At 42.1% G+C, this 23,147-nt stretch carries 23 protein-coding genes; 21 read left to right on the top strand and 2 right to left on the bottom strand.

Features of this window, described 5'->3' with window-relative positions; translation table 11 throughout:
- Window positions 1-57: 57 nt before the first annotated feature.
- Window positions 58-444 (bottom strand): helix-turn-helix domain-containing protein, encoded by a 387-nt coding sequence (locus PGU50_RS11160; protein WP_270246997.1) that lies wholly within the window; start codon window positions 442-444, stop codon window positions 58-60.
- Between the two features lie 255 nt (window positions 445-699).
- Between PGU50_RS11160 and PGU50_RS11155 the strand changes: the two genes are divergently transcribed.
- The 8 genes from PGU50_RS11155 to PGU50_RS11120 all read left to right on the top strand — a co-directional run bounded on the left by PGU50_RS11155 (window position 700) and on the right by PGU50_RS11120 (window position 6,034).
- Entirely contained in the window at window positions 700-933 is a 234-nt protein-coding gene (locus tag PGU50_RS11155) for a hypothetical protein (protein ID WP_204454647.1), read from the top strand.
- A 66-nt stretch (window positions 934-999) separates the two neighbouring features.
- Window positions 1,000-1,380 carry a hypothetical protein gene (locus PGU50_RS11150; RefSeq protein ID WP_270246977.1) on the top strand — a complete coding sequence of 127 codons (381 nt, stop codon included), beginning with the start codon at window positions 1,000-1,002 and terminating at the stop codon, window positions 1,378-1,380.
- Window positions 1,381-1,432: 52 nt separating this feature from the next.
- On the top strand, window positions 1,433-2,029 hold the full coding sequence (locus tag PGU50_RS11145; protein WP_270246976.1) for a hypothetical protein: 597 nt from the start codon (window positions 1,433-1,435) through the stop codon (window positions 2,027-2,029).
- On the top strand, window positions 2,013-2,813 hold the full coding sequence (locus tag PGU50_RS11140; RefSeq protein WP_270246975.1) for a type IV secretory system conjugative DNA transfer family protein: 801 nt from the start codon (window positions 2,013-2,015) through the stop codon (window positions 2,811-2,813). The genes PGU50_RS11145 and PGU50_RS11140 overlap by 17 nt, the downstream gene beginning before the upstream one ends.
- A 90-nt stretch (window positions 2,814-2,903) precedes the next feature.
- Entirely contained in the window at window positions 2,904-3,905 is a 1,002-nt protein-coding gene (locus PGU50_RS11135; protein WP_270246974.1) for a hypothetical protein, read from the top strand.
- A gap of 14 nt (window positions 3,906-3,919) precedes the next feature.
- Complete coding sequence (locus PGU50_RS11130) at window positions 3,920-4,120, top strand: excisionase (protein ID WP_270246973.1); 201 nt, start codon at window positions 3,920-3,922, stop codon at window positions 4,118-4,120.
- A 90-nt stretch (window positions 4,121-4,210) separates the two neighbouring features.
- A complete protein-coding gene (locus tag PGU50_RS11125) occupies window positions 4,211-5,410 on the top strand; it encodes a site-specific integrase (RefSeq protein WP_270246972.1) in 1,200 nt (399 codons plus the stop codon).
- Between the two features lie 162 nt (window positions 5,411-5,572).
- Window positions 5,573-6,034, top strand: coding sequence for a low molecular weight protein-tyrosine-phosphatase (locus tag PGU50_RS11120; protein ID WP_270246971.1), 462 nt, complete (start codon window positions 5,573-5,575; stop codon window positions 6,032-6,034).
- 233 nt (window positions 6,035-6,267) lie between these two features.
- Here PGU50_RS11120 and PGU50_RS11115 read toward each other — a convergent pair whose 3' ends face one another.
- Window positions 6,268-7,125, bottom strand: coding sequence for a class I SAM-dependent methyltransferase (locus PGU50_RS11115; RefSeq protein WP_270246970.1), 858 nt, complete (start codon window positions 7,123-7,125; stop codon window positions 6,268-6,270).
- Between the two features lie 289 nt (window positions 7,126-7,414).
- Here PGU50_RS11115 and yedF point away from each other — a divergent pair, with 289 nt between their 5' ends.
- From yedF to PGU50_RS11050, 13 genes are all read left to right on the top strand, one after another.
- Window positions 7,415-8,014: a sulfurtransferase-like selenium metabolism protein YedF gene (yedF, locus tag PGU50_RS11110; protein ID WP_117823709.1), complete on the top strand. Its 600-nt coding sequence runs from the start codon at window positions 7,415-7,417 to the stop codon at window positions 8,012-8,014.
- A 357-nt stretch (window positions 8,015-8,371) separates the two neighbouring features.
- Window positions 8,372-9,292 carry a selenium metabolism-associated LysR family transcriptional regulator gene (locus tag PGU50_RS11105; RefSeq protein WP_117558476.1) on the top strand — a complete coding sequence of 307 codons (921 nt, stop codon included), beginning with the start codon at window positions 8,372-8,374 and terminating at the stop codon, window positions 9,290-9,292.
- A gap of 86 nt (window positions 9,293-9,378) precedes the next feature.
- The gene (gene selD, locus PGU50_RS11100) at window positions 9,379-10,422 is read left to right on the top strand and encodes a selenide, water dikinase SelD (RefSeq protein ID WP_117558478.1); all 1,044 of its coding nucleotides are present in this window, start codon (window positions 9,379-9,381) and stop codon (window positions 10,420-10,422) included.
- Between the two features lie 24 nt (window positions 10,423-10,446).
- Window positions 10,447-11,841: an L-seryl-tRNA(Sec) selenium transferase gene (selA, locus tag PGU50_RS11095; protein WP_270246969.1), complete on the top strand. Its 1,395-nt coding sequence runs from the start codon at window positions 10,447-10,449 to the stop codon at window positions 11,839-11,841.
- Window positions 11,838-13,754: a selenocysteine-specific translation elongation factor gene (selB, locus tag PGU50_RS11090; RefSeq protein WP_270246968.1), complete on the top strand. Its 1,917-nt coding sequence runs from the start codon at window positions 11,838-11,840 to the stop codon at window positions 13,752-13,754. The genes selA and selB overlap by 4 nt, the downstream gene beginning before the upstream one ends.
- Window positions 13,751-14,668 carry a selenium metabolism-associated LysR family transcriptional regulator gene (locus PGU50_RS11085; RefSeq protein ID WP_117823712.1) on the top strand — a complete coding sequence of 306 codons (918 nt, stop codon included), beginning with the start codon at window positions 13,751-13,753 and terminating at the stop codon, window positions 14,666-14,668. Before selB ends, PGU50_RS11085 begins: the two co-directional genes overlap by 4 nt.
- 13 nt (window positions 14,669-14,681) lie before the next feature.
- Window positions 14,682-15,821, top strand: coding sequence for an aminotransferase class V-fold PLP-dependent enzyme (locus PGU50_RS11080; protein ID WP_270246967.1), 1,140 nt, complete (start codon window positions 14,682-14,684; stop codon window positions 15,819-15,821).
- A 181-nt stretch (window positions 15,822-16,002) separates the two neighbouring features.
- Complete coding sequence (gene yedE, locus PGU50_RS11075; protein WP_270246966.1) at window positions 16,003-17,100, top strand: YedE family putative selenium transporter; 1,098 nt, start codon at window positions 16,003-16,005, stop codon at window positions 17,098-17,100.
- A 69-nt stretch (window positions 17,101-17,169) separates the two neighbouring features.
- Window positions 17,170-17,373 carry a sulfurtransferase TusA family protein gene (locus PGU50_RS11070; RefSeq protein WP_022220208.1) on the top strand — a complete coding sequence of 68 codons (204 nt, stop codon included), beginning with the start codon at window positions 17,170-17,172 and terminating at the stop codon, window positions 17,371-17,373.
- A complete protein-coding gene (locus tag PGU50_RS11065; protein WP_008372464.1) occupies window positions 17,373-17,609 on the top strand; it encodes a DUF3343 domain-containing protein in 237 nt (78 codons plus the stop codon). Before PGU50_RS11070 ends, PGU50_RS11065 begins: the two co-directional genes overlap by 1 nt.
- Window positions 17,610-17,780: 171 nt before the next feature.
- Window positions 17,781-19,139: a Wadjet anti-phage system protein JetA family protein gene (locus tag PGU50_RS11060; RefSeq protein ID WP_195502407.1), complete on the top strand. Its 1,359-nt coding sequence runs from the start codon at window positions 17,781-17,783 to the stop codon at window positions 19,137-19,139.
- A gap of 27 nt (window positions 19,140-19,166) precedes the next feature.
- On the top strand, window positions 19,167-19,793 hold the full coding sequence (locus PGU50_RS11055) for a DUF4194 domain-containing protein (RefSeq protein ID WP_117823716.1): 627 nt from the start codon (window positions 19,167-19,169) through the stop codon (window positions 19,791-19,793).
- Window positions 19,786-23,145, top strand: a complete 3,360-nt coding sequence (locus PGU50_RS11050) for an ATP-binding protein (protein ID WP_270246996.1) — start codon at window positions 19,786-19,788, stop codon at window positions 23,143-23,145. Before PGU50_RS11055 ends, PGU50_RS11050 begins: the two co-directional genes overlap by 8 nt.
- Window positions 23,146-23,147 lie beyond the last annotated feature (2 nt).

Below are 23,147 nucleotides of genomic sequence, written 5' to 3'. Positions count from 1 at the left end.
GTCCTTGTAGATGTCATGGATTATGTTTTCGTTGAATTTTTGTGTTTCTATGTCAAGTCATTGTGTTTTTAGCTCTTTAGGAATGTTCTTATCAGCTTTGGCGTTAGCTGTTTGTATAAGATACTCGAAATAAGCTCTGTTAATTGTCAGAGTTGGTAGAGGATAAACGGTGTCATTATCTGTAACGCCGCTAATATCGTGGTAATCCAGTGATACATATTTGTTAAGGGTTTCGAGAAGGTTTGAACCACCTTCGCCTTTGCATAAATAATCAAGCGATACATTATAGTGTTCCGAGATAAGAATCATATTATCGAAGGTCAAGCCGATTTCTCCATTTTCAAGTTTGGAAATGGAGTTTGGTGTCGTGCTAATAACACTTGCAAGGTCTTTTTGAGTTTCTTTATTTTTTTTCTGAGTTCCTGTATTCGTAAGCCTACAGATTTTCTATCGGTTTTGTTCTCCATAGTGTACTCCATCGGAAAAATGAATAAATAAAATATCATTTGTTTCTTAAAACCCATTATAAAGCATATATACGAAAAATCAAGATAGAATAACTACCATAAACTATGCTTAAAACTATCGTACAAAGGTTTTTACAATAGTTTTGAGAGGATTTATATTATAGTCATCGGAAGCGCAACCGAAATATAAAAGCCTATGCAGATATCAGCAGAAGCAGAAAGGAGACTAGCTATGAAGGCTAAACTTGTTGGTGTACAGGGAATTCATTTCACAAACAACAGTGGCGAAGAAGTCAACGGAACAAAAATCTATTGTGCTTTTCAGGACGAGAACGTTGAAGGACTTCGTACGGCAGATTTCTTCTTAAAAGATGGAATCACCCTTCCGAAAGACACTAAGCTTAACGATGCCATCGATATCAGCTTCAATATGAAGGGTAAGGTAGAGATGATTTTCAAGGCTTAATCAAATTACCAAAGATAGCAGGGGGATGATGACCTCATCCCCTTGTTCATCAGAAAGGAATTAGTAATGGATAAGAATATTGAAACTATGCTCATAGAATGTCATAGCTTGATGAGTGAAGCACTTAAAGAATATGAGGACAGAGCTTATATAAGTAACAAGCTGTTTGAGATTAGACAATATCGTAATAAGCTTCCTGAGGATGTATATGGAAAGATTAAGGAATTCGCAGATAAGAATATTCGCCCGATGGCGTATGATGCAGATTTCTGGTCTTTTATAGAAAAGGATGAAAGCTGTGGTTCGTACAACGAAGAGAATCATTTCATTATTGATTCTGACCGTTCGCTTGAAAACATTATTTTCAGAAAGTACAACCATGTACATGATTTGCTTATGGAGTTAAGTAATTTCATGTCAGAGGGATTCAGCTTGAATTACGATTGAGTTTGTACCGGGGGATGGGCTTCCATCCCCTGTTTTAGAAGAAAGGTGGAAAATGGATAATAAAGAGTTTAACGAAAGAAGGCACAATAGAAAAAAACAGGAGTGCAGATTTCGTTTTGGCATTCAGCAGTTATGGAATTATCCGATAATCAATCTTCTGTGGATTTTGTTTGCAGGTGGTGTTGTGCTGATGGTAATTACAGAAAAAAGATTCGTTACAAATATGGAAATATACCCTTTGTTTAAATCGGTGTTTTCTGCGTGTATGACAATTATGCTTGTTATATTTCCTGTAATATGTGCAATCGGGTTGATTCAGTTCGTGGGCTTTTGTTTTGCGATTAGGGATGAAGCCGATATGGAGATAGTATTCGGAGATAAACGAGATGTGAAAAATCAGCCGCCCATACTTTATTACAAGAAGAGGGACAGAAAGTCAGGTGTAACAAAAAGAGAATTCTATACGACCATACCAATGGAAAGATGGAAGGAAAAGAAGGATGCAATCTGCGACAGGCTTGATATTCATTTGATAGGTGATATTACGTATGGCGGTAAAAAGCATAATAAAGGAAATCATATCTGCTTTGAGTCTGCCGAAGGAAGAATAACAGCAGAAAGGGAAATTATGTATGATGATGAATTCTGATTTGGTTCTTGGCTATGATTTTGATAAGTGGTATGGCTATGGCGTAAAAGAGCCTGTGATAACGGATATCTCACCTAAAACGAACAGCCACACTCTTTTATGCGGAATGTCAGGAAGCGGAAAGAGTTATGCGGAAAATATCTTGATTGCTCGGATAGCCAATACAGAAGGAATGGTTTTCTTTTCGGATTTTAAGCAGGATGATAGCTTCACGTTTCTTAGAAACTGCCCTCGGTATTATCCGTATGATAAGACGATAGAAGCTCTGGAAACAGTTTATGATACGCTTCATAAAAGACAATCAGGCGAAGATACTTCAAGAAGCCCTGTAACGCTTGTATGGGATGAATACATGGCGAATATCCTTGCTATACAGGGAACGGAAAAGAAAAAGGCTGAGGATATCATGCGCAAGGTATCAGAGATATTGATGCTCGGGCGTTCTTTGGGAGTGAGGCTTGTGATATCGTGTCAGCGTCCAGATGCCGCCGCTTTTCCATCAGGTAGCCGCTTAAATTATGGAGTTATACTGATAGTCGGTGCGCCGATCAGAAGTATATACGAAATGCTTATCTCGAAAGAATACATTGATGAAATAGGCGATAGAGCTTTTAAGAGGGGCGAAGGGGTTGCATTGTTACAGGGTTCAGAATTGCGTTTTATAAAAATACCGATGGTTCGAGATATGGAGAAGATGCAAAAAGTCTGTATTGATGCACTCACCCGAGAAGAAAGCCCCGTTGAGGGCGGCGGCGTAGCCGCAAGCCCTCAAACGGTCGGCTAGTATTACCCGACCGTGAACGAACGTGAAAAAGCTCAATAACTGCAAGGGTTTGCAGCTTGTTCACGGATGTGCACAAAAAGAACAAAGGGGGTGATTGTAATAGATACGCAATCCTTCATGTATCAATTAACGATTAACGCTCCTCTGGAAAAAGGATATTCACATGAGCATATTGTTGAAATCATCAGGAGTAATTTCAAAACGATAACTTACTTCTGCATGGCTGACGAAGAAGGAAGCATGTTTCACACGCACATATACGTTGTGTTTGCTTCTAGAGTCAGGTTCAGTATGGTTAAGCGATATTTTCCAGAAGCGCATATCGAAAAATGCAGAGGGTCAGTATTGGACAATGTAAACTACATAAAGAAATCTGGTAAATGGGAATTAGACGAAAGCAAGCAAGAGAAGAAAATAGAAGGCACGTTTGAAGAGTATGGAACACAACCGCCCAACAGTAAAGGAAAAAGAAGCGATATGTCGGACTTATATCAAATGGTTCTTGATAATATGACTAATGCCGAGATTCTTGCAACAAATCAGGATTACATTTTACAGATAGCTAAGCTTGATAAAATCCGTACTACCATCCTGACGGAGAGATTCAAGGAAACGGTACGGCTCGAATTAGAAGTTATATATATCAGTGGTGCGACAGGCACAGGAAAAACAAGAGGAGTTCTGGAAGGTAACGGTTATTCAAATGTTTACAGGGTTACGGACTATTTGCATCCGTTCGATGGTTATACGTGTCAGTCTGTAATCTGCTTCGATGAATTCCGTTCTTCCCTCAAATTAAAGGAAATGCTTCTGTACTGCGATATTTACCCGATAGAATTGCCGAGCCGCTATGCAAACAAATTTGCCTGTTACAATAAGGTCTATATTGTATCGAATTGGTCTCTGGAAAAACAATATCCCGAGATTCAGAGAGAGGATGAAGAATCATGGAATGCTTTTCTTAGAAGAATCCATAAAGTGATTATCTATGATAAATCAGGAAATCGGACAGAGTACAATTCTGTTAAAGAATATCTGGATAGAAACGATGGCTTTATTGAATATACAGGGGAAGATTTACCTTTTGATTGAAAGGAGTGTCAGAAATGAAAAAGGAAATTCCAATTTGGGAGAAGTATACGCTTAATGTTGAAGAGGCGGCGATATATTACGGTATTGGAATAAAAAGGTTGTATGAAATAATTCGAAGTAATCCCAATGCGGATTTTCTTCTTGAAATTGGTTCACACTACAGGATAAAAAGAAATTTATTTGAAAAATTTCTTGATAAGGTAAACACAGTGTAATTAACACTTTTCTATGGCAAAGAAGACTATCTGATGGTAAAATGTATTTATCCAAGATAGTCTTCTTTTTTGATGAAAGGAGACCGAATTATGAGTGAGAAAAGGAGAGATAAAAAAGGACGTATTTTACATAATGGCGAGATACAGATGTCAGATGGACGCTACAGATTTAAGTATGTTGATGAAAATGGTAATGAAAAAGCTGTTTACAGTTGGAGGCTTGACCACAACGATACAACACCTTCAGGCAAGAAAAGAATGTTATCTTTAAAAGAAATGGAGAAGCAGATACAAGCAGACTTATTTGACCATATTGTTACAAACGGTGGCAATCTTACAGTATTAGAGCTTGTAGAAAAGTATATTGAAACTAAGACAGGAGTAAGACCAACAACACAAGCTGGATATAATACGGTTGTTAATGTATTGAAAAAAGATTCTTTTGGCAAAAAAAGAATTGATACTGTTAGAATATCAGATGCAAAAACGTGGTTGATAAAACTTCAAAAGAAAGATGGACGAAGTTACAGTTCAATTCATTCAATAAGAGGAGTTTTGAGACCTGCCTTTCAGCTTGCGGTGGATGATGACTTAATTCGCAAAAATCCATTTTCATTTCAGCTTGTTGATGCAGTTGTAAATGATAGTGTAAGGCGAGAAGCAATATCTAGGGAAGAAGAACGTAAATTTCTCAAATTTGTTAAAGAAGATGCGCATTTTAGCAGATACTATGAAGGTATTTATATTCTGTTTAAGACAGGAATGAGAATATCTGAGTTCTGTGGTCTTACAGTAAGCGATATTGATTTTAAAGAACATAAAATCAATATCGACCGTCAGCTTCAAAAGAAGTCGAAGATAGGCTACTACATTGAAGAAACTAAGACTGAAAGCGGTACAAGAGTTTTACCTATGACAGCGGATATTGAGGAGTGCTTAAAAAAAATTATTGCAAACAGAAAGCCGCCTAAAGTTGAGCCTATGGTTGATGGTTATACAGGATTCCTTTATTTTGATAAAGATGGAAGTATTACCTATGCACTTCACTGGGAGCATTACTTTAAACATATTGTTGATAAATACAACAGTATTTATAAAGTGCAGATGCCCAAAGTGACACCACACGTTTGCAGACATACTTATTGCTCAAATATGGCTAAATCGGGAATGAATCCAAAGACGCTTCAATATCTTATGGGGCATTCAGATATTAGCGTAACATTGAATGTTTATACTCATGTCAATTTTGATGATGCCAAAGCTGAAATCGCAAGATTAAAAGTTATGTAAAAAGTCCGTATTTTCGAGAAAAATTCAAGGTATAAAATGCAATATTTTATACCTTACTTTATACCTTTTGCTTGAAATAATATGCCATTTTATGCATATAATATGCCGAGTTAAGAGGTAAGCAAACTTTAAGAAATGCCGAAAATACAAGGAGTTTTAACAATGATAAAGGTATTATTCATCTGCCACGGCAATATCTGCCGCTCCACCATGGCAGAATACGTTATGAAACATTTAGTTAAACAATCCGGCATAGAGTCCGATTTCTTCATCGATTCCGCCGGTACAAGCAATGAAGAACATGGAAACCCAGTTCACCGCGGCACACAAAAGAAGCTCCGCAAGGAAGGAATTCCGTGTGGCAATCACCGTGCACGCAAGATGTGTAGAGAAGAATATGCCGCATTCGACTACATCATCTGCATGGATCGATACAATATACAGAACATTATGAGAATCATCGGAAATGACCCGGAGCACAAGGTACAGAGACTTCTGGATTACACAAATCGTCCGAGAGACATTGCAGATCCATGGTATACAGGAAATTTTGATGAGACATTTGATGATGTGATGGAAGGTTGCCAGGCGTTTCTTAGCTATCTGATGGAGCATCTGCAATAAATTTTCAGATGGGAAACCCAAAGGAGAATGGAAAATAAAAAAGAGAAGTAATCTGAGTTTAGAAAAGGATTTTCTTTAAAGCACAAGCTTTGTAGCAGGAGGAATCCATTTCATACCGGATCACTTCTCTTTTATTTTAGATTTTTTATGATTGCACAAATTGAGATTCTGCTATTCGGAAAAACGTTGTATTATTGAGAAGCCACAAATGTATCAACCAAAAATCCGCAATCTTATCTCTCCCATCTTCCGCTGGCTCCACAAGGAAGTACCAGCCCATTTGAAGATACCGGAAGCCCAATCTCCTGTGAATCCACATGTCCACCGTATTTCTTAAGCTCAGTCGCGATCATATAAGTCAGTACTGCCGGGGCAAGTCCTGTCGTATAAGAATTGATCAGGAAGAACAGCGGATCATCGGATAAAATCTTCGTACAGAGTTTTACCAGTGGATGAATTGCGTCTTCAATCTTCCAGATCTCGCCCTTTGGTCCACGACCGTAGGAAGGTGGATCCATGATGATTGCATCGTAATGATTACCGCGGCGGATTTCGCGCTCTACGAATTTGACACAGTCATCAACCAGCCAGCGGATCGGTGCGTCGCCGAGTCCGGAAGAAACAGCATTTTCTTTTGCCCATGTAACCATTCCCTTGGAAGCGTCTACATGAGTTACGTGTGCGCCGGCAGCAGCTGCTGCAAGTGTTGCACCACCGGTATAGGCGAATAAGTTTAGTACTTTTACCGGGCGCCCGGCATTGCGGATCTTTTCAGAGAACCAGTCCCAGTTGGTTGCCTGTTCCGGGAAAAGTCCGGTATGTTTAAAATTAAACGGTTTTAAGTTAAATGTAAGATTCTTATAACTGATTTGCCACTGTTCCGGGAGATCGAAGAATTCCCATTCACCGCCGCCTTTTTTACTGCGGTGATAGTGTGCGTTCGGATGCTTCCAGTGTTTGTCTGTGCGAGGTGTATCCCAGATCACCTGCGGATCTGGACGAACCAGGATGTACTGCCCCCAGCGTTCCAACTTTTCTCCGTCTGAGGAGTCAATTACTTCATAATCTTTCCAACCATCTGCTAACCACATATATTATTAAATCCTTTCTGAAGTGCTTTTCGATAGATTCTCAGTTTTCTATAGTTTTGTTCAATGCATATTTATAGACATACTGCCTTACTTTTCTATTTTATTATAGAAGAAAGGATACTGCAAGAAGCGAATGTAAAATATCGCAATAATACACAAAAAGCTATCGCGATAACAATTGGTTTTTGGTAAAAATAACGGGACTATCTGTTTACATAAGGGAAGAAGGGTGATAGAATGTATCTATAAGTGAAAAGATTCACGTAAAAGAAAGGTGGAAATGAATATTATGGTAACAGTTAATGCAATGGGAGATAACTGCCCGATTCCGGTAATCAAAACAAAAAAAGCAATGCAGGCTCTTACAGGACCGGAGACAATTGAAGTACTAGTAGATAATGAGATTGCTGTACAGAATGTTACAAAGCTGGCAAAAGAACAGGGCGGAGAAGTAAGCTCTGAAAAGCTTGGAGAAAAAGAATACAAAGTAACGATCAAGATGCAGGGAGCACCGGCAGCAGATGCAGAAGTTGTATGTACACCGGATCAGAAGGGAGACCTCATTGTAGTTGTATCTTCTGACCGTATGGGAACAGGTAATGATGAACTTGGTAAAGTCCTGATCAAGGGATTTATTTATGCAGTTACACAGCTTGATACACTTCCGAAGAAGATGCTTTTCTACAATGGAGGAGCTACTCTTACAACAGAAGGATCAGATTCTATTGAAGATCTGAAGTCTCTGGAGGCACAGGGCGTAGAGATTCTTACATGTGGTACATGTCTTGACTACTATCACTTAAAAGACAAGCTTGTTGTTGGTGGTGTAACCAATATGTACAGTATTGTTGAATCTATGGCTGAAGCAGGAAAGATCATCAGACCATAGTTTGAGAACTATATAACAAAGAACTCCGTATAACGGACAGAGAATATTTAAGAAAAGTTGAGAAATTAAGTATGAATAAAGATATCAGAGAGACACAGTGTACAAGGACATCATGTTGAGGCGTCAAAGCAGGTCGAAGGACCCTTGTTCAGGTTCTGGACAAGTTGTTAAAAACTGAAGATGGTAACCTCCTGGACAGAAAGAATTTGTCTGTTCGGGCAGATGCACTTTGCTCTCTGGTATTTGATATCGGATAGTAGAAGATGGATGTGGCTGCGCGATTTGATCAAAGGAAATAAAGGAATCCAGAGAGGTTGTATTTATACGAATTTGATCGAATAGAGAGAGGGAATAATTATGAACTTAAAGCAGCTGGAAGCATTTATTAAAGTATCCGATTCAAAGAGCTTTTCAAAAGCAGCACAGGAACTATATCTGACACAGCCAACAGTAAGTGCACATATACAGACACTTGAAAAAGAACTGAAAGTGAGATTGTTTGTGCGTAATACCAAGACTGTCAAATTATCTGAGGATGGAAAGACACTTTATCAGTATGCACGTCAGATGATCGAACTGGAACAGGAAATCCAGTCAATGTTTTCAAAAGCAGCAGAGCAGAAAGAAAGATGTATTACAATCGCAACATCTACGATACCGGCGCAGTATATTTTGCCGGATATTCTGGTGAAATTCCGGGAGAGATTTCCGGAAGAACAGTTCAGAATCGTAGAAAGTGACAGCAGTACTGTCATTGAACAGGTAGCATCGCATCTGGTTGACATTGGATTTTCCGGTACAGTAATCGAAAAAGCAAATTGTAAATACATACCGTTTTACCAGGATGATCTGGTTGTTATTATGCCGAATACGAAAGAATATCAGAAAATCGTAAAAGAGCAGAAGGATTTAAAATGGCTGGAAGGAGAACCTCTGATTATGCGTGAGGAGGGATCCGGTACCAGAAAAGAAGCAGAAAAGCAATTAAAAAAGATGGGAATCTCTTTGGATGATTTGAACATTGTTGCGACAATTGAGAATCCGGAAGCGGTCAAGAGATCTGTCAAAAGCGGTCTTGGCATTACGATCATTTCAAGACTTGCGGCTGCAGATGAGATCCAGTCAGGAGAAGTTCTGGAATTCCCGTTTTCACAGGCTGGCAGCGGTCGAAACCTGAATCTTGTATACAATAAGAACTACAAACTTCCGGCGGCGGCTGAACATGTGAGAGAATTGATCATAGAAAAGTATGAATTGCAAAAGCAGTCTTTACAATAGAAAATACCAATGATAGAATGTGTCTATGTGCGCATTTTTTGCGGTAGGTAACATGTTAAATACAAAGTATAAGTTGGGGATAAACAATGAATAAAGAAAAAGTAAGACTGACACAGTATGCAAAAACTTCCGGGTGAGCCGCTAAAGTAGGTCCGGAGACCCTTGCCCAGGTTCTGGGTAAGTTACCAAAATTTGAAGATGAAAATTTGATCGTCGGAATCGAGACATCAGATGATGCTGCGATTTATAAGGTTACAGATGATATTGCGATGATTCAGACGGTAGATTTCTTTACACCGATCGTGGATGATCCGTATATGTTTGGACAGATTGCAGCAGCAAACTCGCTCAGTGATGTTTACGCAATGGGAGGAGAGCCGAAGGTAGCACTTAATATCGTAGGATTTCCGAACTGTCTTGATCCACAGATCTTAGGAGATATTCTTGCCGGTGGAGCCGATAAGGTAAAAGAGGCGGGAGCTGTTCTGGTTGGTGGACACACAGTACAGGATGATGAGCCGAAGTACGGACTTTGTGTGTCCGGATTTGTACATCCGAAGAAGATATTTAAGAATTACGGATGTAAACCGGGGGATGTGCTGATCCTTACCAAACAGGTCGGAACAGGAATTGTTAATACGGCAATCAAAGGAGAGATGGCATCTGCAGCCGCAATCAGGGAAGCTGAGATTGTCATGTCTTCTTTAAATAAAAAAGCAAAAGAAGTTGTGGATCATTTTCCTGTAAATGCATGTACGGATATTACAGGATTTGGTCTTTTAGGTCACTGTGTTGAAATGGCAGAGGCAAGCAATGTGACATTTGAACTGAATGTTCACGATATTGCATATCTTGATGAAGCAATCAGCTATGCAAAGATGGGCCTTGTTCCGGCGGGGGCTTACAAGAACAAGGGATATTCTTATCAGAAAGTAGATTTCAGAAATGTAGAAGATCATTTTATCGATCTGTTATATGATCCGCAGACATCAGGTGGGCTGCTCATCAGCGTGGAAGCGCAGTATGCGGAAGCCGTGATGGAAGCATTCGAGAAGAAGAGGCTGGATACCAAGGTATCCCTGATCGGAACCGTAACAGAAAAGAGCGATAAACTGATTCGGCTGCACTAGGAATCCAAAGAGGTAGAGGAGAAAATGAATAAAAATTTATTATTTCGCAGTATTCCGAAAGTAGATATTCTGCTTGAAGAACAGGAGATACAGAATCTGATTGATGTATATGGACGTGAATTTGTGATGGATGTGATCCGTGAAGAGATGGATGCGCTCAGAACATTTATCGGAAAGTGCGAGGAAGAAGAGGAAGCAAAAGCGCAGATCGGGATGCTTACGCAGAATATAAAACGACATGCCGGAAAGCTGCATGAGCCGAATATGAAAATGGTGATCAACGGAACAGGAACAGTTCTCCACACCAATCTCGGCCGTGCACCGATCAGTAAGGAGCATGTTGAGAGACTGGCAGGAATTGTGAGTGGTTACTCCAATCTGGAATATAATCTGGAAGCAGGAGCACGTGGAGAGAGATACTCTCATTTTGAAAAACTGCTTTGCAAACTGACCGGGGCAGAGGCTGCGATGGCGGTTAACAACAATGCTGCGGCTGTTATGCTGATCTTAAGTTCAATGGCAAAAGGCGGGGAAGTTGTAGTATCCCGCGGAGAGCTGGTTGAGATCGGTGGCAAATTCCGGATTCCGGATGTAATGGAGCAGAGCGGAGCTTCACTTGTGGAAGTCGGAACGACGAATAAGACACATTATTCTGATTATGAAGAAGCGATTACAGAGGAGACAAAAGCACTCCTTAAAGTTCATACAAGCAATTACCGTATTGTTGGATTTACAGAGACGGTTACGATCGATGAACTGATTCCGATTGCGCAGGAACACGATATCCCGATCATCGAAGATCTTGGAAGTGGCGTGCTGATCGACCTGAGTAAATACGGACTGACCTATGAACCGACGGTTCAGGATTCTATCCGTAAGGGAGCGGACGTTGTATGCTTCAGCGGAGACAAGCTGCTCGGTGGTCCACAGGCTGGAATCATCATCGGTAAAAAGAAATATATTGACCAGATGAAGAAGAATCAGCTGACACGTGCACTGCGAATTGATAAATTCACAGCAGCAGCACTGGAACTGGTATTACAGGAATATTTATCAGAAGAAAAGGCAATCCAGAATCTTCCGGTACTGCGTATGATCACAGAGTCCAAAGAGGATGTGGAAAAGCGTGCAAGATCCCTGAAACGGATTCTGCAGAATGCACATCTTGCTGCAACGATCGGGATGGAACCGTGTGAATCACAGATCGGTGGAGGCTCTCTTCCACTTGAACGCATTCCGAGTATGGCAGTTACGATTAAGCCGGAGAATATCAGTGTACCGAAGCTGGAAGAAGAGATGCGGCATCTTTCTATGCCAATCATTCCGCGTACAGCCAACGACACGATTTATCTGGATGTGCGGACAATTGAATCCTGCTACTTTAAGAAGATAGCAGAGATGCTGGGAGAATTATTATGAAAAACATTATCGTAGGAACCGCAGGTCACATTGACCATGGGAAAACGACACTGATAAAAGCACTTACCGGACGTAACACGGACCGGTGGGAAGAAGAACAGAGAAGAGGGATCACCATTGACCTCGGGTTTACTTATTTTGATCTGAAAAATGGAGACCGTGTAGGGATCATTGATGTTCCGGGACATGAAAAATTTATCAACAACATGGTTGCGGGAGTTGTCGGAATGGATCTGGTACTTTTGGTTGTGGCAGCGGATGAAGGTATCATGCCGCAGACAAGAGAACATATGGACATTCTGGGACTCCTTGGGATCAAGAAGAGCATTCTGGTGATCAACAAGTGTGATCTGGTCGATGAAGAATGGCTGGAACTCGTTGAGGAAGAAATCCAGGAAGAACTGGAAGGTACTTTTTTGGAAGGTGCACCGGTTGTTAAAGTATCGGCTGCAACCGGGCAGGGGCTTGATGAACTGACGGATACGATCCAGCAACTGATGTCGGATGAGGTGGTTGCAAAGGATACACAGACTATTCCAAGACTTCCGATTGACCGGGCATTTACCCTGTCAGGCTTTGGGACAATTATCACAGGGACACTTATCTCCGGTACGATCACCAGGGAAGACGTTCTGGAAATGTATCCGATCGGAAAAGAGTGCAAGATTCGTAATATTCAGGTACATGGGCAGAATCAGGACAAATGCTATGCCGGACAGAGAGTGGCGATCAATCTGTCAAATGTGAAGAAAAAGGAGATTCGCAGAGGGTGTGTGCTTGCGCCGAAGAACAGTATGAAAAATACAGATCTTCTGGATGTGAAGCTGAAAGTTCTGGAAGACTCCATGCGTATCCTTACAAATCATGAGAGATTGCATTTATACACGGGTACGAGTGAGATCCTCTGCCGTGCTGTTCTGCTGGATAAGGAGCAGATCGGACCGGGAGAAGAGGGACTGGTACAGCTCAGACTGGAAGAAGAGATTGCGGTCAAACGAGGCGACCGTTTTGTAGTACGTTTCTATTCGCCGATGGAGACTATCGGAGGCGGGATCGTTCTGGAACCGAATCCGGTGCGTAAGAAACGTTTTGATGCACAGGCAATCGAAGAACTGAAGAAAAAAGAATCCGGTTCACTTGGCGATGTTATGGAGCTTCAGATCAAAGAACACGGCGACACGATGATCACACTTGCTGAGCTTGCAAAGGTGATGGCACATTCCGTAGATGAACTGAAGGAGTATCTTGAAGAACTGGAAGAATCGGGCACAATCTTTGTATTCCCAATGAAGAAGGACACATATTTGTGGCACAGAGACAGCGAATTTGCAGTACGTCAGAAGATAGAGGAGGCACTGCAGAAATATCACAGTGAGCATCCATACCGATATGGAATGAAGAAAGCAGAAATTCACAATACATTCCTGAAAAAGATCAAACCAAACATATTTGATGCGTATATCGAAAGAATGACGGAAGAAAATGTCTATGGAAGAAGGGAAGAATATCTTTCACTTCCGGGATATGAAGTTCCGAAGGACGCGATGTATCTTCAGACAGAGAAGCTGATCGAAGATACATTTGAAAAAGCAGGATATGATTTTGTGAGATTTTCAGAGATTGATTTTGAAAAAATTCCGCGCCAGACAGCGGAAGATGTGGTTCTTATGATGATTGATGAAGGAAAAGTACTCCGTATCAATGAAGAGATGTTTACGATGAAACATCTGATGGATGAAGCGAAGGAAAAAATTCAGAATCATCTGAAGGAAGAAAATCTGATCACGATCGCACAGGTGAGAGATATGTTCTCAACAAGCAGAAAGAGTGCGAAACCGATTTTAGAATATATGGACAGCATTAAGGTGACAAAGAAGACAGGCGGAGAAAGTGAGAGGGTGGCATACTTATGAATTTAAAGCAGCTGGAGGCATTTGTTAAGGTAACTGAGTCGGGAAGTTTTTCAAAAGCGGCAAAGCTTTTGTTCCTGACGCAGCCAACGGTCAGTGCACATATCTCTTCTCTGGAGAAAGAACTGGACTCACGGCTTTTTGTCAGAAATACAAAGGAAGTAAAATTGTCGGAAGAAGGAAAGCAATTATATCAGTATGCGCGCCAGATGGTGGAACTCGAAAAAGAAATCGAGCAGGTATTTTCCAAGGATGCGCATTGTGAGGAAAAATGTATTACAATTGCGACCTCTACGATTCCGGCACAGTATGTTCTTCCGGCGATTCTGGCGAAATTCAGAGAGACTTATCCGGATGAGCAGTTCCGGATTTCAGAAAATGACAGCTGCGGTGTTGTTGAACAGGTAGCAGGGCATATGGTAGATATTGGATTCACAGGTACGGTACTTGAAAAAAAGTATTGCAGATATATGCCTTTTTATCAGGATGAACTGGTTGTTATCATGCCGAATACCGAGTTTTATCAGGAAATACAGAAGCGCTATAAGACAGCAACATGGATAAAGAATGAACCGGTTATTATGCGGGAAGAAGGATCGGGAACCCGCAAGGAAACAGAAAAAATATTGAGAAAAGCAGGAATTATGCCTGATACCCTCAATATAGTAGCATGCATTGAGAATCCGGAAGCGATAAAAAGGTCAGTAAAGAGTGGGCTTGGAATCACGATCATATCAAGACTTGCAGCAGAAGAGGAGATCCGGACCGGACAGGTTCTGGAATTCCCGTTACAGAAGGATGAAAGCAGTCGTTATCTGAACCTTGTATACAATAAAAACTATCAGCTGCCTGCAGCAGCAGAGCATCTGATCCGGATTGTAAAGGATTTCTATCCGGATGCACATATGGGGAAATGAAAAGAGGATCAATATGATATATTTAGATAATGCAGCAACCACAATGCGCAAACCACAGGAAGTAATTGATGCGATTACCGCAGCAATGTGCTCAATGGGGAATGCAGGAAGAGGTGTCAATGAGGCATCTCTCGGAGCAGCAAGAACCGTATATGACACAAGAGAGAAGCTTGCAGGTTTTTTCGGGGCGGAAGATGCAAGACAGATCGTATTTACCATGAACTCAACGGAGAGTCTGAATATTGCGATCAAGGGGATCTTAAATCCGGGAGACCATGTGATCTCTACGGTTTTGGAACATAACTCTGTTCTCCGACCACTTTATGAGATGGAGAAAAAGGGAGTTGAAGTGACATTCCTTGGATGTGATGAAAAAGGAATTCTGGATTATGCAGATTTTGAAAAAGCAATCAAAGAGAATACAAAAGCAATTGTCTGCACCCATGGTTCTAATCTGACGGGAAATAAAGTGGATGTGGAGCGGATCGGGGAGATTGCCCAGAAGCATGGTCTGTTGTTTGTGGTAGATGCATCACAGACTGCCGGTGTATTTCCGATCGATGTGCAGAAGATGCATATTGATATTCTGTGTTTTACCGGCCATAAGGGACTTCTGGGACCGCAGGGAACCGGTGGAATGTACGTGAGAAAAGGCGTTCATGTCCGGCCGCTTCTTTCAGGCGGTACCGGTGTGCAGACCTATAGTAAGACACAGCCGGAAGAGATGCCGACAGCACTGGAAGCAGGAACACTTAACGGACACGGAATTGCCGGACTGGATGCTGCGATCGGATATCTGGAAGAAACAGGAATTGATACGATCCGTGCAAAGGAACAGGCATTGATGAAACGGTTTTATGAAGGGGTAAAAGAAATCCCGGGAGTCAAAATTTATGGGGATTTCAGCAGCATGGACCGCTGTGCGGTAGTGAGCCTGAATATCAGAGATTATGATTCGGGAGAAGTCAGCGATGCACTTCTGACAGATTATGGGATTTCTACCCGTTCAGGAGGACACTGTGCACCACGGATGCATGAGGCGCTTGGAACCGTAGAGCAGGGGGCTGTCAGATTCAGTTTTTCCCACTATAACACAGAGGAAGAAGTGGATACTGCAATCCGGGCAGTCTGCGAGCTTGCAGAAGAAGAGTAAAATTTTATAAGATCAGAGGTTGATAGAAGACCGGTATAGTATTGATAGTATCAATATATATATCGGTCTATTTTAATTATGAATTGGACAAAAAGTTGTGCAAAAGGTATAATTATAAGGTAACAAAAAAGCCTTTAATAGTCAAAATGACGAATGAGAGAAAGACGAAGGAGGAAGAGAAATGAATTTATCAGATTCAAAGAAAAAGCTTGCACTTGCGGGGGTTCTGTGTGGGCTTGTAGCTGCATGTCTGGCTTACTTTGGTAATCCGGCAAACATGGCATTCTGTATTGCCTGCTTTATCCGTGATACGGCAGGAGCTCTGGGATTTCACCAGGCCGAAGTTGTACAGTATGCAAGACCGGAGATCATCGGTCTTGTGATCGGAGCATTTATTATTTCAGTGGCAACAAAAGAGTACCGTTCAACAGCAGGATCTTCACCGATGATCCGCTTTATCCTTGGTATGGTAATTATGATTGGTTCCCTGATTTTCCTTGGATGCCCGCTCCGTATGGTAATCCGTATGTCAGCAGGTGACCTGAATGCATGGGTAGCACTGGTTGGATTTGTACTTGGAGTAGGAACAGGAGCATTTGCCCTGAAAAAAGGATTCAGCCTTGGACGTGCGCATGAGACGAATAAAGAAAGTGGAGCAGTGCTTCCGGTATTGATGCTTGGTATTCTGATCCTTGCAACTTGCTCAACACTTCTCAAAGCAAGTGAAGCAGGTCCTGGAAGTCTTCATGCACCAATTATCATGTCACTGATCGGCGGACTTATTTTCGGAGCACTTGCTCAGAAATCAAGAATGTGCTTCGCCGGCGGAATCCGTGATGCGATCTTAATGAAGAACTTTGATCTTCTTACAATTATTGCAGGTCTTTTTGTAGTAATGCTGATCTTCAACCTGGCAACAGGAAGATTCGTACTTGGATTTAACACACCTGGAATCATTGCACATTCCAACCATCTGTGGAATATCCTTGGCATGTATGCAGTAGGATTCGCGGCAGTTCTTGCCGGCGGATGCCCGCTTCGCCAGCTGATCCTTGCAGGACAGGGCTCTTCTGATTCAGCAGTGACAGTACTTGGCATGTTCTTTGCAGCAGCACTTTGCCATAACTTCGGACTTGCATCAAGCGGAACCGCAATGAATGCAGAGACTGGAAAGGTTGTTGCGGGAGCAGTTACTCCGAACGGAAAGGTTGCTTGTATCATCTGTATTATTGCATGCTTTATCATTGCATTTACGAACAAGAGAGAACAGGCAAAATAATCAGAAGTTACAAAATTTGGATAGATAATCCATAAGGAATATGATATGCTAGGAAGGCAGGTAAAAAATATGAAAGAAGTAGATGCAAGAGGACTTTCGTGTCCGGAACCGCTGATGCTTACCGCAGAGGCACTGAAGAATGCAAACGGACCGATCAAGGTTCTTGTGAGCGAACCTCACCAGAAGACGAACATTGAGAAGTTTGCGAAGGACAAAGGAAAGAAGGCAACTTCTACCGAGAAGGGCTCTGAATTTGAAATTGTGATTGAATAATGAGAAAAAAAGAGTTAAAGCTGGTCATCACATTCCACACAACAGCGGATGCGATGGCGATGGAAAAAGAATGTAAAAAAGTTGGTGCACAGGGACGTATGATTCCGGTGCCGAGAAGTATTTCAGCAGGATGCGGGCTTTCCTGGTGCGCACCACTGGAATGCAGGGAAGAACTGAAAAATGTCATGCAGGGAATTGGTCTTGAAGAAGAAGAGATCCACGAGTGTATGGTATAAGAAGAGGTAAAACGAGGAAACCGCAAGATGAGAAATCATTTTTGCGGTTTCCTTTTTCCGTTTACTGAGAATATTCGTGGAACAAGAAAAATAATTTTTTCCATTTAGAGACTAGAATATGGTATACTTATAGATAATGGAAAAATTTATGAATTTACAGAAAGGCAAGGCATGCAGTTACGTTTTGAAATTCCGGAGGGTTTCTGGAGTCTGTTCCGTTCTGTGAACAGAGAGACATACATTGAGGCTTTGATGGCGATCAATGAAGAATACCAATACAGCAATTATTTCCTGACCAGGGAAGTCTGTATTCAGGTGCTTCGGGATCTGTATATGAAGAAACAGATCGAACTTAAGCGGGAGGAAGATGAGACTGAGTTTGATATGTTGGAGACTCCGTCGGCAAGGATTCTGAACTGGCTGATCCGAAAAGGATGGCTGAAGAAAATTGAAGATTATAATACATTGGTGACGAATATCGTAATTCCGGATTATGCAGCAATATTTGTGGATGCCTTTGAGCGGCTTTCTACGGAGAACCTGGAGGAGACAGAGATCTATATCCAGAATGTCTATGCGACATTGTTCTCGTTTAAAAATGATCCGAGGGTGAATCTGAATATGCTCCGGACAGCACTTATCAATACCAGACGGCTCAACAAAGCACTGCAGGATATGCTGCATAACATGGATAAATTTTTTGCAAGGCTTCTGGAACAGCAGTTTTACGGGGATCTTCTGAAAGAGCATCTGGACGGATATGTGGAAGAGATTGTCCGGAAAAAATACCATATACTGAAGACTTCGGATAATTTCTATATCTATAAGACAGATATCAAAGAATGTCTGCGTCAGATGCGGGATGATGAGGAATGGATCGAGAAGATCCGTGAGCGCGCCCGTGCAACCGGAGATACGGGAGAAGATGTGCTGGAACTTCTGGATATGATCGAGAGAGGCTTTGACGATATCGAGCACCGCATTTCCAATATGGATAAGGAGCACAGCAAATATGTGCGTGCGACGGTGACGAGGCTGAATTATCTTTTGAGCGGAGAGAGTGACACGAAGGGACTGGTGATTCAGCTGCTGAACCGGATGTCAGAGGATGATTATGAAGAGGTCATTCAAAAGACGGGGGAGAAGATGAATCTGTCTTTGGTCGAAATCCTGTCAGAAAAATCTCTTTATAAGCGAAGAAGAAGCCGGAAGGATTTTGTCAGCAAGATGGCACAAGAAGAGGAAGTAGACGATCTGGACAGAGAAGATGTGCTTCGCCTGAACCGGATCAAGCTCAGATTCAGCAAAAAGCAGATTGAAGAATTTATCGAAGAGCATATGGAGAAAGATATGCTGGATACGGAAAAGCTTTCCCTTACATCAGAGGATGATTTTGAAAAGCTGATTCTTGCATACGACCTCAGTACCCGTAAGAACAGCAAATACAAAGCGCTGGAAGAGGATGCGGAAACGATTGAAAAGAACGGATATCGTTATCCAGCACTGAAATTTGTAAGAAGGCATTTATAAAAAGTATACGGAAATTGGAGAGAATGGATGATAGAATATTTTGAGCAGCTTACACAGGAAGAACAGGAAGACCTGACGGATGTGATCCGGCTTCTCTATAGACAGACGTTCCTTCTGGAGAGGAAGTTCGACAAGCGTGCGGGCAGACTGCAGTATCAGAGAGAGTACCGCATCTGTGAAAAGCACATTGATTTTCTGAAAATGTATTTTCAGATTGCCGGGATCACATTATGTGAGAACGTACATCTGGGACTGATCTACATTCAAGATGAAATGATCTGGGGAGAAAAGCTTCCGCGTCTTGCAACGATTTACATCTTATTACTGAAGCTGATTTATGATGAACAGATGGCATCGGTTTCGTCAAGTAGTCAGATCGTGACGACGCTTGGGGCACTCAACGGAAAAGCAGGAGATTTTCGTGTGCTTCGAAGTATCCCTTCACCGACAGAGATGAAAAGGACCATAGCCATGCTGAAAAAATACCAGCTGATCGAGCCGCTGGATCTACTGGAAGAGTTAAATGAAAGTACAAGACTTCTGATCTATCCGTGTATCCATGCAGTATTGCAGGGAGATGCGGTGAGAGAAGTTCTGGAATCATTTGGAAACAGCCGGGAAGAAGAGGAGGAGACTCTTGGAGACATTGGATAACAGGCAGCCGTTCTGGGCGATTTCAAAAATCTGCCTGAACAACTGGCATTATATAGACAGAAAAATACTGACTTTGAGCGAAGGAATCAACTTTTTCACCGGGCATTCCGGAAGTGGAAAATCAACGGTTATCGATGCAATTCAGATTGTGCTCTATGCTAACACGGACGGACGTGGATTTTTTAATAAAGCGGCAGCAGATGATTCCGACCGTACCTTGATCGAGTATTTGCGCGGAATGGTAAACATCAGTGAAAATAATGAGTCCCAGTATCTGCGAAATAAGAATTTTTCCAGTACGATCGTGATCGAGCTGGAACAGACGAGAACCCATGAGAAACAGTGCGTGGGCGTTGTATTTGACGTGGAGACAGCAACAAATGAGATCAACCGCCTGTTTTTCTGGCACAGAAGCGGTCTGCTTGCGAATGCTTACCGGGGAGAAAAGAGATGTCTTTCTACTGTGGAAATAAGAGAATATCTGCAGCGTACCTTTGGTGAAGAGGCATTCTACTGCGGACCGAGCAATGAGCGTTTTCGCCGTCAGCTTTATGATGTGTATCTGGGCGGATTGGATAAAGAAAAGTTCCCACGTCTTTTTAAGCGGGCAATCCCGTTTCGGATGAATATCAAGCTGGAAGAATTTGTAAAAGAATATATCTGTATGGAACAGGATATCCAGATTGAGGATCTGAAAGAAAGTATCATGCAGTATGGCAGAATGCGCAGCAAGATCGAGTCAACGATGGAAGAGATTGAGGATCTGAAGAAGATTGATGGAATCTATCAGGATTTTGATGAGAAACGGGAAAAAAGCAGGGAATGTGAGTACCGACTTACCCGTCTGGAAATGCTCCGGCTGCAGGCGGACATCCAGGGACTCCATGATAAGATTAAAACCAGAGAAGAAGGTATCAAGGTACAGGAGCATACGAAAGCCGAGCTGATGCGCCAGAGTGGAGAACTGCAAAAGGAGCATGAGGAGCTGTTACTTCGTCTGAATAACAGTGGTTATAAAGCACTGGAAGCAGAACTTGCAGGACTTAACGAGACTCTGGAACATCTGGGAAAAAGCAAGGCGAGTCTCACAAAGACAGCACAGAGACTTGCAGCATGGAAAGAACAGGAGATTACGTCCAACCAGACAATCTGGGATATTGATAAGTTTGAAGCCGGTACGATTTCGGAGGGCGAACTTACAAGGCTGAAAGAAAATATCGCACAGATGCGTGCGGAGATCGAAGAAGAACGTCGGGATACGGACAGTACACTTCGTCAGATCAAGAAAGAAGAACGGGAAGCTAAAGAAGAGCTAAAAGAGCTGAAACAGGGAAGAAAAGCATATCCAAAAGAGCTGGAAGAAGCAAGGCTGGAACTACAGAACCGGTTGCAGGAGAATTGTGGAAAATTTGTTTCCGTGCAGATTCTCGCAGATCTTCTGGAAATCCGGGATGAAAGATGGCACAATGCAGTGGAAGGCTATATGGGAAATAATAAACTTCTGCTGATCGTAGAGCCGAAGTACGCAAAAGCGGCAATGGATATTTATCAGGAGATGGATAAGAAGAAATTCTTCCGTGCTGCAATTCTGGATACGGAAAAGGTTATGGAAGAAGAGCACATTGTCCGGCAGGGCACTCTTGCAGAAGAAGTAAAAGCAAAAGAAAAATACGTGCAGTCTTACATCAATTTCTTTCTTGGTAATGTCATGAAATGTGAGAACATTGAGGAACTCAGGGAGTGCAGGATTGGTGTGACACCGGACTGTATGCTGTATCACAGCTATCGTCTGCAGCATATTAATCCGGAAAATTATACGAGACGTGCTTATATCGGAGAGATTAGTCTCCGCCAGAGGATCCGGCAGCTTCAGAAGCACTGTGATGAGCTTCAGGAGAAGAGGCTTCCACTTGCGGCACTTGTGGAAGAGGCAAAGAAACTTCTGGAACTGGAAGCAATGCCACTTCCGACAGAGGATTATATCAGCCAGATCCTGGATGCAAAGGCGATAAAGGGAAAAGAAACCCGTAAGAAAGATTTACTTGAAAAGCTACAGAAACTGCGTGCAGAATCAGTCGATACTCTGGAAGCACAGATGAAAGAAGTGCAGGAAAGACGGGATGCAAAGCAGAAAGAGATCACGAAGACAGAGAAAGAAATTTGGAAAAACGGGGAAGAAATCGAAAAATTCAGAAACAGTATTACAGAGTCGGAATTTGCACTTTCTGGAATCCAGAAAGAATTTCAGGAAAACGAAAGGTTTGAGAAGCAGTTTGAAGAGTATCTGGAAGCACAGAAAAGCAGAAACTATATTTATTTAAAAGAGGCAAGTGCAAGGCAGCTGCAGCAGCTTGGAAAGAAAAAAGAAGAGATCTATCAGGAGTTGGTGGCAGCCCGCAGTGCTTATACCAAAAAATATACGCAGCGTAATTTTTCAGTGGTAGAAGAAGATAATAAGGTTTATCAGGAGCTTCTGGAAAGCCTGTCGTGTGATAATCTGGAAACCTACCGGCAGGCAGCGAATGAACAGGCAAAGGCAGCGGTTGAGCACTTCAAGGATGACTTTGTTTTCAAGATCCGCAGTGCGATCCGCGAGGCCTACCAGAGAAGAGATGAGCTGAACCGGATCATCAGCCGGCTGGATTTCGGAAAAGATAAGTACCAGTTTGTGATCACGAAGAATAAGGGTGCAGACGGAAAGTACTATAAGATGTTTATGGATGATACCCTGCAGATCAATCCGGCACAGCTTTCAGGTTCTATTGAGAACCAGATGAATCTGTTCACGATGGAGCATGAAGAAAACTACGGTGATATGATGAATGAACTGATCGGCATATTTATCCCACCGGAAAATGCTACCCATGAGGAACTGGAAGAGGCGAAGAAAAATATGGACAAGTACGCGGATTACCGTACTTATCTTTCGTTTGATATGCAGCAGATCGTCCAGGGTGAGGAAGATATGAAAATCGGTCTTGGCAAGATGATCCGCAAGAATTCCGGAGGAGAAGGACAAAATCCTCTTTATGTTGCACTTCTTGCAAGCTTTGCACAGATTTACAGGATCAATCTTTCCCCGAAAATCCACAGGAATCCGACACTCAGACTGGTCGTTCTGGATGAGGCATTTTCAAAAATGGATGCCGAGAAGGTGGCAAGCTGTATTGCGCTGATCCGTGGACTTGGTTTCCAGGCGATCATCAGTGCCACAAATGATAAGATCCAGAATTATCTGGAAAATGTTGATAAAACCTTTGTATATGCCAACCCGAATAAACGGCATATATCAATTCAGGAATTTGAAAAAACCGAGTTCGCACAGCTTGCGGATGAGGAAGAACAGGGGTGATA

Origin of the sequence: Coprococcus sp. AM11-30B (assembly GCF_027674365.1) — a bacterium.
GTDB lineage: Bacteria > Bacillota > Clostridia > Lachnospirales > Lachnospiraceae > Allocoprococcus > Allocoprococcus comes.
This window is presented reverse-complemented; position numbering and strand designations above follow the sequence as displayed.